Source organism: Actinomadura formosensis NBRC 14204 (genome assembly GCF_001552155.1).
GTDB classification, from domain to species: domain Bacteria; phylum Actinomycetota; class Actinomycetes; order Streptosporangiales; family Streptosporangiaceae; genus Spirillospora; species Spirillospora formosensis.
Window position 1 is genome coordinate 17,033 of the sequence record NZ_BCQQ01000027.1, and the last position, 12,298, is coordinate 29,330.

The following is a 12,298-nucleotide window of genomic DNA, read 5'->3' on the forward strand; positions in this document are numbered from 1 at the left end:
GCGAAACGGCCTGTGGAGGCGTAGAACGGAAGCGGTTCCCCGAACGCGGGCGGGGAAGGTCCGTTGTGCCGGGGGTCACACCACCGGTTGTGTCGGGGGTCACAGCACCATCCGGATTCATGAGGAGCCCGCCGCGTTCGTCTTCCACATCAGGGATTCCGGCCTTGTGGAGACCGGGAACTTCCTGGTGAAGTGGGGATACCGGGCGACCCCGCATCACCTAGCAAGGAGTTCGCGTTGAGCCAGAGCCAAGAAACACTGTCGAACCTTCTGCAGGAGACGCGTCGCTTCGCCCCGCCCGCGGACCTCGCCGCCTCGGCGAACGTCAAGGCCGACGCGTACGAGCAGGCCGCCGAGGACCGCCTCGGCTTCTGGGCCGAGCAGGCCGACCGCCTCACCTGGACCAAGCGGTGGGACGAGGTCCTCGACTGGAGCAACCCCCCGTTCGCCAAGTGGTACGTGGGCGGCGAGCTGAACGTGGCCTACAACTGCGTAGACCGGCACGTCGAGGCCGGGCGCGGAGACAAGGTCGCCTACTACTGGGAAGGCGAACCGGGGGACAGCCGTACCCTCACCTACGCCGACCTCCAGCGCGAGGTGAACAAGGCCGCGAACGCGCTGCTCGAACTGGGCGTCCGCAAGGGCGACCGGGTCGCGATCTACATGCCGATGATTCCCGAGCTGCCGATCTCGATGCTGGCGTGCGCGCGCATCGGCGCGACCCACTCGGTCGTGTTCGGCGGCTTCTCGGCCGAGGCCCTCCGGACCCGTATCGACGACGCGCAGGCCAAGCTCGTCATCACCGCGGACGGCGGGTTCCGGCGCGGCAAGCCGTCCGACCTCAAGGGGATCGTGGACGAGGCCGTCGCACAGACGCCGTCGATCGAGCACGTCCTCGTGGTGCGCCGCACCGGCGAGGAGGTGGCCGAACACGACCGCGACCTGTGGTGGGACGACGTCGTCGGCCGGCAGAGCGAGGAGCACACGGCCGAGCCCATGGACTCGGAGCACCCGCTGTACATCCTGTACACCTCCGGGACGACGGGTAAGCCGAAGGGCATCCTGCACACCACGGGCGGCTACCTGACCCAGTGCGCCTACACCCACTGGGCCGTGTTCGACCTGAAGCCGGAAACGGACGTCTACTGGTGCTCGGCCGACATCGGCTGGGTGACCGGGCACTCCTACATCGTGTACGGGCCGCTCGCCAACGGGTCGACCAGCGTCATCTACGAGGGGACGCCCGACACCCCCAACAGGGGACGCTGGTGGGACGTCATCCAGAAGTACAAGGTGTCCATCTTCTACACCGCCCCCACGGCGATCCGCACGTTCATGAAGTGGGGCGACGACATCCCGGCGCAGTACGACCTGTCGTCCCTGCGCGTGCTCGGGTCGGTCGGTGAGCCGATCAACCCGGAGGCCTACATCTGGTACCGCAAGAACATCGGCGCCGACCGTACGCCGGTGGTCGACACGTGGTGGCAGACGGAGACCGGCGCCATCATGATCAGCCCGCTGCCGGGCGTCACGGCGGCCAAGCCCGGGGCGGCGATGCGTCCGCTGCCCGGGATCACGGCGGACGTGGTGGACGACCAGGGCCGGTCCGTGCCGAACGGCGGCGGCGGGTTCATGGTGGTCAGGGAGCCGTGGCCGGGCATGCTCCGCACGATCTGGGGCGACGACGAGCGGTACGTCAAGACGTACTGGTCGCGTTTCGACGGCCTGTACTTCGCCGGGGACGGCGCCAAGAAGGACGAGGACGGCGACATGTGGCTGCTCGGCCGCGTGGACGACGTCATGCTCGTGTCCGGGCACAACATCTCCACGACGGAGGTGGAGTCGGCGCTGGTGGCGCACCCGAAGGTCGCCGAGTCGGCGGTCGTCGGCGCGACGGACCCGGTGACCGGCCAGGCGATCGTCGCGTTCGTCATCCCGCGCGGCGAGGGCGGCGGCGACGTGGAGGGCGAGGACTTCCTGCGGGAGCTGCGCGACCACGTGTCCAAGACGCTCGGCCCGATCGCCAAGCCCCGGCAGATCATGATCGTGCCGGAGCTGCCGAAGACCCGCTCCGGGAAGATCATGCGCCGGCTGCTCCGCGACGTCGCCGAGAACCGCAGCATCGGTGACGTCACGACCCTGGCCGACAGCACGGTCATGGACCTGATCGCGGAGAAGCTCCCCGCGGCCAAGTCCGACGGCTGATCCGCCTCGGAACGGCCCGCGCCCGCCCCGCCTTTCGTGGGGGGCGCGGGCCGTTCCCATGCCCGCGGCCCCGTCACAGGTGGGTCTCGCCAGGGGCCGCACCTGGGCAGACCCACTAAGGTGGAGTCCGGTGTGCCGGGAAGGCTGGTCGGCAGGTGACGTCCCGTAGTGGTTGCGGGCCGGGCCTTGACCGACCGTCCGCCTCCTTCCCGAAGGTTTCCGCATGGCGCGCACACCCGTGAAGCGCCGCGTCGCCGCGACGTGGCCGTTCCGTCCGACCGTCCGTTACAGCACTCAGGTCGCCAACGCGCTGCGGTTGGAGACCTACGGCGGCATCGTGATGCTGCTGGCCGCGGTCGCCGCGCTGGTGTGGGCCAACACACCGTGGGCGAGCACCTACAAGAGCCTGCAGACATTCGAGATCAGCCCGCATTGGCTGCACCTGGGGCACATGGACCTGCAGCACTGGGCGTCGAGCGGGCTGCTGGCGGTGTTCTTCTTCATCGCCGGTCTGGAGCTGCGTGAGGAACTGACGCACGGCGAGCTGCGCAATCCGCGGGACGCGGCGCTGCCGGTGATCGCCGCGGCGGCCGGCGTGGTGATGCCGGCGCTCATCTTCCTGGCGGTGAGCGCCGGGGAGGCGGGGGCGGCGCGGGGCTGGGCGGTGCCGACCGCGACGGACATCGCGTTCGCGCTCGCGGTGCTCGCCGTGACGTTCACCTCGTGCCCGGCGCCGTTGCGGGCGTTCCTGCTGACGCTCGCCGTGGTGGACGACCTCATCGCCATCGCCATCATCGCGCTCTTCTACACCGAGACCGTGCACTGGACGCCCCTGGGGCTCGCGGTGGTCCTGGTCGGTGCGTATGGGTTCCTGCAGTTCAAGGACGTCCGCTCGCCCTGGGTGTATGTGCCGCTGGCCGTCCTCGCCTGGTACTTCCTACAGCGCAGCGGGATCCACGCAACGGTCGCCGCCGTGGCCATGGGGATGCTCACCAGCCCGAAGGAGACCCCGGACGGACGGCCGACGAACGCGGAACGGGCCGACCACGTGCTGCGGCCGTTCTCGGCGGGCGTGTGCGTGCCCGTCTTCGCGTTCCTGTCGGCGGGGGTCGGGCTCGGCGCGGCCCAGCTGGGCGCCGTGTTCACCGACCGGGTGGCCCTCGGCGTGATCGCCGGGCTGGTGATCGGTAAGTTCGTGGGAGTCCTGGGCGGCGCGTGGGCGGCCGTGCGGCTCGGCTTCGCGACGCTCGGGGAGGATCTGCACTGGCATGAGATCGCCGGGGTCGCGCTCCTCGCCGGGGTGGGTTTCACCGTTTCGCTGCTGATCGGCGGTTTGGCCTATACCGACCAGGCACAATTCGAGAGAGTGACGACTGCGGTCCTGATCGCGAGCGTTCTCGCTTCGGCGGCCGCGGCCGTCGTCTTCCGGAGAAGGGTGCGTGTGCGCGCGCGCCCGGACTAAGGAGAAAGCCATATGTCCGAGGCTCTACCGGGCGAGCGCATCGAGGACAAGTCCCTCGGTGAGCTGGTCGCGCTGGCGTCGAGCAATGTCTCCAACCTGGTCAGGGCGGAGATGGACCTGGCCAAGCTGGAACTGAAGGCCGACGCCAAGAAGGCCGCGCTCGGCAGCGTGATGTTCACGATCGCCGCGCTGATCGGCGGGCTCATCGTGATCCTGCTGTCGATCGCGTTCGCCTACGGCCTGGTGGCCCTCGGGATCTGGCACTGGGCCGCGTTCCTCATCGTGGCGGGCGTGTACCTGGTGCTGGCGCTGATCCTGATCGCCATCGGCTACCAGCGCATCCGCAAGATCGACGGGGCGAAGCGGACCCGGAAGACCCTCAAGGCCGACATCTCCGCGCTGCGGCGCCGCGGCGACTCCGGCGAGCTCGAGCCGACGGACTGACCGGCGCCGTGTCCGGGCACGACGCGTCGCTGATCGAGGTGGACGGGCCGTGGACCCACCGGCAGGTCAGCGCCGGGGGGACGCGGTTCCACATCGCCGAGGCCGGCGAGGGGCCGCTCGTCCTGCTGCTGCACGGTTTTCCCGAGTTCTGGTGGTCGTGGCACCACCAGCTCGTGTCGCTGCCCGCGGCCGGCTACCGCGCGGCGGCCGTCGACCTGCGCGGATACGGCGGCAGCGACAAGCCGCCGCGCGGCTACGACCTGGTCACGCTGGCCGGGGACGCCGCCAGGCTCGTCCGCGCGCTGGGCGAGGCGAACGCGATCATCGTCGGGCACGACTGGGGCGGGCTGCTCGCCTGGACGGCGGCCGTCTACCACCCGAAGATCGTCCAGCGGCTGGCGGTGGTGAGCGTCCCGCATCCGCTGCGGCTGCGGCAGGCCCTCGCCGGTGACCCGCGCGGCCAGGGATGGGCGGCGCGGCACACGCTCGGCTTCCAGGTGCCGCTGTGGCCTGAACGGCGTCTGGTACGTGACAATGCGGCGCTGGTGGGCAGGCTCCTGCACGACTGGTCCGGCCCAGGCTGGCCGGACGAACACACTGAGCAGCTTGTGCGGAAGGCAGTGCAGATCCCTGGCACGGCCCACTGCGCGCTGGAGTACCACCGCTGGCTCTTCCGGTCGCTGCCCCGCCCGGACGGTATCCGCTACGCGCACCGGATGCGCACACCCATCCAGGCACCCACACTCCACCTGCACGGCGCGCTCGACACATGCGTCCTTCCGGCCAGTGCCCGGGGCTCCGGCCGCTATGTGGCGGCCCCCTACCGCTGGAAGCTCATCGAGGGCGCCGGTCACTTCCCCCACCAGGAACGTCCTCACGCGTTCGACAGGCAACTTCTCGGATGGCTCGCCGACCCGGAACCCGAACACTGATCTCCGGGCGTACGGTGGACCCATGCGGGATCGCGACCAGATTGGACGCCCACGCAACGCACGCCCACGGGACGCGTATGGCCGTCCGCTGCCCCATGGAGCCACCGGCATCCCCACCATGCCGGACGACCTCACCATGCCCCCGGCGAAGGCACTGGAAGAGGCACAGCGTCTCCTGGACGCCGACCGCCCGTTCCACGCCCACGAAGTGCTGGAGGCGGTCTGGAAAGCCTCTCCGGAGCCCGAACGTGAGCTGTGGAGGGGCCTGGCCCAGGTCGCCGTGGGGATAACCCATCTCCGCCGTGGAAACACCCGCGGCGCCGAAGCGCTCCTCAGCCGCGCCGCCGACCGGCTCGTCCCGTACGAAACCGAGACTCCGCACAGCATCGACGTCAAGGGCGTCGTTCAGCGGGTACGCGAGCTGGCGGTGCACCCCGAGAACGGTCCTGTGACCCTGCGGCTCACGATCTAGTCAGAGCAGTTCTGCGTGGACACCGGCGCCGTGGACTGCGCGCCCACGCGCGCATCAGGCGCGACCTCGTCCGCGGTGAGCGCGTAGCCGGTGGACGGGGTGTCCAGTGCCGCCGCGAAGATGACGCCGTACACGCGTCCGTCCGTGGACAGCAGCGGCCCGCCCGAGTTGCCGGGCTCGACCTTGCCGCGGAGTGCGTAGATCTCACGGCTGACCTGGCCGGAGTGGTAGATGTCCGGGCCCCGCGCGGTCTGCCGGGCACGGATGCGGGCGGCCCCCGTCGTGAACGGCTGGTTCTTCGGGAACCCGGCGATGATCGCGTCGTCCCGTACGCGGGCCTCCCTGGCGAACTGCAGCACCGGAGCCCGCAGCCCCGGCACGTACAGGACGGCGATGTCGCGCTTGGGGTCGTACAGGACGACCCGTCCCTTGGTGGTGGCGCCGTTCATCGTCGCCACGAGCGAGGCACCGCGCGCACCGGCGACGACGTGCGCGTTGGTCATGATGTGCTGCGGCGCGAACACGAACCCGGTGCCCTCGATGCGGCGCTGGCACTGCGGCGCCGTGCTGACCACCTTCACGATGCTGTTCTTGGCGATCCTGAGGCCCCTGGTCTTCAGCACGGACTCGTCCGGCGGCGGCACCTGCACCACCGACTCGCCGCCGAGCCCGTTGAAGACCTGCGGGAACTCGCTGCCCCGCACGAAGCCCTGGAAGGAGGTGAACCAGGTCTGCGCCTGTGCGGGCATCACGCCGTTGATGCCGCTGATGATCGAGGAGCCCTTGACCTGGGTCCGCAGGGGCTTGAAGTCGGAGTTGGCGACCAGGCTGCCGAAGAACCACGCCACGATCAGCAGCGACGTCGCGCTGACGAACGTGCCGCCGACCGCGTCCGCGGTGCGGGCGTTCATGCCGGTGACCCGGTTGCGCAGCACGGCGCCGAGCGACGAGGCGATCAGCTGCCCGAGGGTGGCGGCCAGGAACGCGATCACGATGGCGAGGAGCGCCTGCTGCGCGGCGCCGTCCACCGTGGCCTCGGCGATCGGCGGCGCGATCAGCACCCCGGCGACACCGCCGCCGACGAAGCCGACGAAGCTCAGCAGGCTCACGATGAAGCCCTGCCGGTAGCCCGAGACTCCGAACAGCACGACGAGCACGAGCAGGATCAGATCGAGAATGTGGTCGTGCAGCACCGCTTCACCGTATAGGTCCGCGCAGCGGGTTCACGTCCCCTCGCCGTACCGGTTTCGGACGTGGCGGGTAGCCGTCCGGAGTGACACGCGGACGTGACCGGAGCCATGCCGGCCGAGAACCCGCCCCTGACCTGCGGATCATTCACTTGACCTTGGAAAAGGCGCGGTCTTGCCGCCGTACGGGGGGTTCTCAGCCGCGCGCGGCGAGGTTCAGGACCTCGGGCGGCAGGTCCTCGACGTGAGAGGTGTCCCACGGCCGGTTCCAGCCGCCGGCGTCCAGCACCTGGGTGAGCAGCGCCGCCGTGAACCCCCACACGAGCATGTCGCGGACGCGGAACGCGGGCCCGAGCCTGATCCCGGAGGGGTGCCGGACCATCAGCCGGTTCTCCGGGTCGACGAGTTCGGCGAGCGGGACGCGTGCGACCATCGCGACCTCGCCCGGATGGCCGGGCGCGACCTCCGACGGCTCCCGCCACCAGCCGGCGACGGGCGTGATGCGGTGCTCGCTGCGCGACAGGTAGAGCTCCGGCAGCGTGCACAGGACGTCCACGCCGGACGGTTCGACACCGGCCTCCTCCCACGCCTCGCGCAGCGCCGCCGCGACCGGGCCGTCGTCCTCGGGGTCGATGCGGCCGCCGGGGAACGCGGGCTGCCCGGCGTGCTTGTTCAGCGTGGCGGCGCGCTCGGTGAGCAGGACGTCCGGGCCCGCCGGCCCCTCGCCGAAGAGGATCAGGACGGCGGCGGCGCGGGCGCCGGACGCGGGCCGGAACATCGGCGGCACCGGTATCCGGGGGCCTTCCACGCGGAAGCGGTCGAGCCAGGCGGGGCTGCTGGGGGTGGTCTCGGTCACGTCCGTCCCAACTCAGGAACGCCCGCGTTCCTTCCCGTCATGAGAACGCCCGTCATGAGAACGGCCCCGGCTTCACGAGCTTGCGCGCGGTCTCCTCGTCGGTCGGCCCTTCACCGAAGGACGGGCACAGCCGCGCGAGCGGGCACACACCACAGGCCGGACGCCGGGCATGGCACATCCGGCGGCCGTGCCAGATGAGCCTGTGGGAGAGCATCGTCCAGTCCTTGCGCGGGATGAGCGTGCCGACCTCCTGTTCGACCTTGACGGGGTCGTCTTCGGTCGTCCAGGCGAATCGCCGCGCGAGGCGGCCGAAGTGGGTGTCGACGGTGATCCCTGGGACGTCGAACGCGTTGCCCAGGACGACGTTGGCCGTCTTGCGCCCGACACCGGGCAGCTTGACGAGGTCCTCAAGGCGTCCTGGGACCTCGCCTTTGAACTGGTCGCGCAATGCGGCGGACAGCCCCATGACCGACTTGGTCTTGGCGCGGAAGAACCCGGTGGGCTTCAGGATCGCCTCGACGTCCTCGGGGTCGGCCGCGGCCAGGTCCTCCGGGGTGGGGTACTTGGCGAACAGCTGGGGCGTGGTCAGGTTGACCCGCACGTCCGTGGTCTGCGCCGACAGGACGGTCGCGACGAGGAGCTGGAACGGGGTGCCGAAGTCCAGTTCGCAGTGCGCGTCCGGATATGTCTCGGCCAGGATCCGGTTCATCCGGCGCGCCCGCCGCACGAGCGCCAGCCGGGACTCGGGCTTGCGCCCGCCCGCGGGGGACGATGCCGTCGTGGTCGCCATCCCGCCAGCGTAGAGCCTTCCTTAAAAAAACATACATGTTCTTTTATGTTAGGGTCCCCGCATGATCCTCGACTCCTCCCGGTGGGCCGCGACCCTCACCGGACGGCGCGTGCTGATCACGGGCGCGGCGCGGGGCATCGGCGCGGCCCTGGCGGCGCGGCTGCACGAGCGCGGCGCCCGCGTCGCGCTCGCCGGTCTGGAACCCGATCTACTCGGGGCCGTCGCGAGCGGGTGCGGTTCCGCGCCTTGGTGGACGTGCGACGTGACCGACCGCGGCAGGGTCGAGGAAGTCGTGAACGACGCGGTCAAGGAACTGGGCGGCCTGGACGTGGTCGTGGCCAACGCCGGTGTGGCCGCGCAGATGCCCGTCATCGGCGGCGACCCGTCCGTACTGGAACAGAGCCTCCGGGTGAACGTGCTGGGCGTCCACAACACGCTCCGGGCAGCCGGACCCCACATCAGCCATGAACGCGGCTACGCGCTGGCCGTGGCGTCCTTGGCGGCGGCCGTTCATCTGCCTCTGCTGGGCGCCTACAGCGCGTCCAAGGCCGCGGTGGAGGCGCTGGGCAACACGCTGAGGGTCGAGCTGAGGCCGTGGGGCGCGAAGGCGGGCGTGGCCTACTTCGCGGAACTCGACACCGACATGACGCGGCGCGGGTTCAGCACTGAGGCGGCGTCCGCGCTGATGGGTTCGGGGCCTGCGAGCAGCCTCATTTCAGGAGTCGCGCCCTTGCGGGTGGGGATCGACGCACTGGAACGCGGAATCGCCCGCCGCTCCAAGCGGGTCGTCGCTCCATGGTGGGTGGGGGGCGTCCTGCCCGTCCGGATGCTCGCGCAACCCGTGCTGGACCGCGTCGTCCAGCGCAAACTGCGCCTCACTCTGGAGGTCGCGCGGAACGAGCAGGTCGAACTGACCACGCCGCAACCGGACTCTCACCTGTGAGTCCTTCCCGCCGGCGGACCCCGCGGGCCTGCGCGCCCCGCGTCGCACCAGGCGGCATCGGCGACATCGGCGTGGTGAACTGGCTCGCCTGCCGCGTCGCGGGCCGGGCCGCCGGAACCGGGCCGCCCAACCTGTTCCTGACCCTGGCACGCCGGCGCGGGCTGTTCCGCGGCTGGCTGTGGTTCGCCGGACGGCTCATGCCCGGCGGCACCCTGCCGCGCCGCGAGACCGAACTGGTGATCCTCCGCATCGCGCACCTGCGCGACTGCCGCTACGAGTTCGACCACCACGTCCGCATCGCCGGCCGTTCGGGCGTGCGGGGGCGGGACGTCGAGCGCGTCAAGGCGGGCCCGTCCGCCGCCGGCTGGACGCCGCGCGAACAGGCGATCCTCGCCGCGGCCGACCAGCTCCATCACGCACGGGACCTGGACGACGAGACCTGGGCACGGCTCCGCACCCACCTCACCGAGGGCGAGTGCGTCGAGCTGACCGTCCTCGCCGGTCACTACGAGATGCTCGCCACCGTGATCACCGCCCTGCGCATCCGGCCCGACCGCCCCCGGCGTCCCGGCCGAAGACCGCAGGAGTGAGCATCACAGCACCTCAGACGGCAGGTCGGGCGTCCAGGACCCCCGCTCGAAGCAGGAGGCGCACATGCTCGGCGACCGGCGGCCCGACCGCCCGCAGCGCCTCCATGTCGCCCATCGCGACCGCCGGCGTCACCATCGTGCTCACCGCGGACACGACGATCTGGCACGCGAATTCGGCCGTCTCGCCGGTCACGCCCATGAGCCCCGCCAAAGCCCCGGCCAGATCGCGCTGCATGGCGGAACGGCGCCGGATGGCCTCGGGCCCGGCCGCGTACACCTCGACCAGGAACAGCCGCGCGTACCCCGGTTCGGACGCCAGCGCCTCCAGGTAGGTGGTGAAAGCCCGCTCGAACCGGGCCGCCGGATCGCCCTCGCCCTCCGCGGCGCCCTCCAACCGGCGGCGGAGCAGCTCGCCCGCCTTGTCGAACGCCGCCATGAAGCAGTCGAGCTTGGACGAGAACAGCCCGTAGAAGTTCTGCCTGGACACCCGGGCCCGTTTGAGGACATCCTCAACCGAGGTTCCGACGTATCCTTTCTCCGCCATCGCCGCCGCCATGGCGGCGCAGAGCCGGTCCCGGTGCACGCGCTCGACCTCCGAGCGGGACAGCGCGTGACGTCCCCGGGGAAGCCGGCGCGGTGTGGAGCGGGGGCCGGAGCTCTGCATCCGCTCAGGGTAAGGCACCGCAGGCAGGAGCCCATCTCGCCCGATTCCGGGTGATTGAGACCGGTGTGATGGCATTCACCCGCTGGTCCGTACACTGGGCAAACGGGACCGTGACCCGCCGCGGGACGCACGACCCCGGTCCCGCGTTTCGGCGCGCCGTGACCTTGCCCTCACGCACGCGGTGGGACGTACGTCACACTAGGCATGTAGGTGTTCGAGGAGGAGAAGCGTGACCGATCGCGACGTGGACGTTCTGAGTAGAGCCCCGCTCTTTGAGGCCCTCGACGAGCAGGGCGCCAAGGCGCTGCGCGCCAACGTGACCGAGGTGCGTCTCGCGCGCGGTCAGACGCTGTTCAACGAGGGAGAGACCGGGGACCGGCTGTACGTCGTCCTGGAGGGCAAGATCAAGCTGACCCGGACGGCGCCCGACGGCCGGGAGAACCTGCTGAGCGTGCTCGGCCCGAGCGAGATGTTCGGCGAGCTGTCCCTGTTCGACCCGCGCCCCCGCACCGCGAGCGCCATCGCGGTGACCGAGTGCCGCCTCGCCGGGCTCGGCCACGACGACCTGCGGCCCTGGCTCACCGGGCACCCGGAGGTCGCCGTGCAGCTGCTCCGCGCCCTGGCGCAGCGGCTCCGCAAGACCAACGACGTGATGGCCGACCTCGTCTTCACCGACGTTCCCGGACGCGTCGCCAAGGCGCTGCTCGACCTCGCCGAGCGTTTCGGGCAGCCGTCCGAGGCGGGGCTGCACGTCCACCACGACCTCACGCAGGAGGAACTGGCGCAGCTCGTCGGCGCCTCCCGCGAGACCGTCAACAAGGCGCTCGCCGACTTCGCGCAGCGCAACTGGCTGCGCATCGAGGCGCGCGCCGTGGTGATCCTCGACATCGAGCGCCTCCGCAAGCGCTCGAAGTGAGCCGCGCTCAGCGGCCGTTCAGATAGTCCAGTTGCGACTGGACCGACCATTCGGCCGCGGGCCAGAGGGACTTGTCGACGTCGGCGTAGACGCGTTCGACGACCTCGCGCGCGGTGCGCGCGCCCGCGGCGACGGCCGCCTCGACCTGTGCGAGGCGCTCCCTGCGATGGTCGATGTAGTAGTCGAGGACGGCGATCGGGTCGTCCAGCTTGGGGCCGTGGCCGGGGAGGATGGTGGCGGCCTCAACATCGGCGGAGAAACGGCGCAGCCGGTCGAGCGAGTCAAGGTAGTCGCCCAGGCCGCCTTCCAGGACCGTCGTCCCGTAGCCGAGAATGGTGTCGCCGGTGAGGACGGCACCGTCCGCCGGAAGCCAGAACGTGAGCGAGTCGTGGCTGTGGCCCGGCGTCTCCATGATCCGCAGTTCCAGGCCGCCCGTGGTGACGACGTCGCCCTCCGAGAGCCCCTCGTCGCCGAGCCGGTGCCGGGGGTCGAGGGCCCGTACCTTGACCGAGCCGCCGGCCAGCTTCGCGAACCTGCCGGCCCCGGCGGAGTGGTCGGGGTGGCCGTGGGTGAGCAGGACGAGGCCCACGCGACGGCCCTGCGCCTCGACCGTTTCCAGCACGCGCCGGAGATGCGCGCCGTCCTTGGGGCCGGGGTCGACGACGACGGCCTCGTCCGCCCCCGGCTCGGCGATGATCCACGTGTTCGTGCCGTCCAGGGTCATGGCGGACGGGTTCGGAGCGAGCACGCAAGTCGCCCTTTCGGTACCCATTCCGTCGATCTCCGTCATATCTCCCATCCTGCCCGAGGTCCGATCCGGGTGACGGGCCGGGTTCC

At 70.8% G+C, this 12,298-nt stretch carries 13 protein-coding genes; 8 read left to right on the forward strand and 5 right to left on the reverse strand.

What is annotated here, in order from left to right:
* The first annotated feature begins 237 nt into the window (after window positions 1-237).
* From acs to AF1_RS09760, 5 genes are all read left to right on the forward strand, one after another.
* The gene (acs, locus tag AF1_RS09740) at window positions 238-2,205 is read left to right on the forward strand and encodes an acetate--CoA ligase (protein WP_067795415.1); all 1,968 of its coding nucleotides are present in this window, start codon (window positions 238-240) and stop codon (window positions 2,203-2,205) included.
* A 223-nt stretch (window positions 2,206-2,428) separates the two neighbouring features.
* Window positions 2,429-3,667, forward strand: coding sequence for a Na+/H+ antiporter NhaA (gene nhaA / locus AF1_RS09745; RefSeq protein WP_242608594.1), 1,239 nt, complete (start codon window positions 2,429-2,431; stop codon window positions 3,665-3,667).
* A gap of 12 nt (window positions 3,668-3,679) precedes the next feature.
* A complete protein-coding gene (locus AF1_RS09750) occupies window positions 3,680-4,111 on the forward strand; it encodes a phage holin family protein (protein ID WP_067795417.1) in 432 nt (143 codons plus the stop codon).
* Between the two features lie 8 nt (window positions 4,112-4,119).
* On the forward strand, window positions 4,120-5,043 hold the full coding sequence (locus tag AF1_RS09755) for an alpha/beta fold hydrolase (protein ID WP_067795421.1): 924 nt from the start codon (window positions 4,120-4,122) through the stop codon (window positions 5,041-5,043).
* A gap of 118 nt (window positions 5,044-5,161) precedes the next feature.
* Window positions 5,162-5,515, forward strand: coding sequence for a DUF309 domain-containing protein (locus tag AF1_RS09760; protein WP_242608595.1), 354 nt, complete (start codon window positions 5,162-5,164; stop codon window positions 5,513-5,515).
* Here AF1_RS09760 and AF1_RS09765 read toward each other — a convergent pair.
* From AF1_RS09765 to nth, 3 genes are all read right to left on the reverse strand, one after another.
* A complete protein-coding gene (locus AF1_RS09765) occupies window positions 5,512-6,708 on the reverse strand; it encodes a MarP family serine protease (protein ID WP_174548835.1) in 1,197 nt (398 codons plus the stop codon). The genes AF1_RS09760 and AF1_RS09765 overlap by 4 nt on opposite strands.
* Before the next feature lie 190 nt (window positions 6,709-6,898).
* Window positions 6,899-7,480, reverse strand: a complete 582-nt coding sequence (locus AF1_RS09770; RefSeq protein WP_084262723.1) for an NUDIX hydrolase — start codon at window positions 7,478-7,480, stop codon at window positions 6,899-6,901.
* 130 nt (window positions 7,481-7,610) lie between these two features.
* Entirely contained in the window at window positions 7,611-8,348 is a 738-nt protein-coding gene (nth, locus tag AF1_RS09775) for an endonuclease III (protein ID WP_067795432.1), read from the reverse strand.
* 61 nt (window positions 8,349-8,409) lie between these two features.
* On the opposite strand from nth, the gene AF1_RS09780 reads away from it, so the two are divergent.
* Complete coding sequence (locus AF1_RS09780; RefSeq protein WP_067795435.1) at window positions 8,410-9,291, forward strand: SDR family NAD(P)-dependent oxidoreductase; 882 nt, start codon at window positions 8,410-8,412, stop codon at window positions 9,289-9,291.
* Window positions 9,288-9,881, forward strand: coding sequence for a carboxymuconolactone decarboxylase family protein (locus AF1_RS09785; protein WP_067795439.1), 594 nt, complete (start codon window positions 9,288-9,290; stop codon window positions 9,879-9,881). The genes AF1_RS09780 and AF1_RS09785 overlap by 4 nt, the downstream gene beginning before the upstream one ends.
* Window positions 9,882-9,894: 13 nt before the next feature.
* Here AF1_RS09785 and AF1_RS09790 read toward each other — a convergent pair whose 3' ends face one another.
* Window positions 9,895-10,545, reverse strand: coding sequence for a TetR/AcrR family transcriptional regulator (locus AF1_RS09790; RefSeq protein ID WP_131732367.1), 651 nt, complete (start codon window positions 10,543-10,545; stop codon window positions 9,895-9,897).
* A gap of 229 nt (window positions 10,546-10,774) precedes the next feature.
* Here AF1_RS09790 and AF1_RS09795 point away from each other — a divergent pair, with 229 nt between their 5' ends.
* On the forward strand, window positions 10,775-11,461 hold the full coding sequence (locus tag AF1_RS09795) for a Crp/Fnr family transcriptional regulator (protein WP_067483689.1): 687 nt from the start codon (window positions 10,775-10,777) through the stop codon (window positions 11,459-11,461).
* A 7-nt stretch (window positions 11,462-11,468) separates the two neighbouring features.
* On the opposite strand, the gene AF1_RS09800 is transcribed toward AF1_RS09795, so the two are convergent.
* Window positions 11,469-12,251, reverse strand: a complete 783-nt coding sequence (locus AF1_RS09800; RefSeq protein WP_242608596.1) for an MBL fold metallo-hydrolase — start codon at window positions 12,249-12,251, stop codon at window positions 11,469-11,471.
* Between the last annotated feature and the right edge of the window lie 47 nt (window positions 12,252-12,298).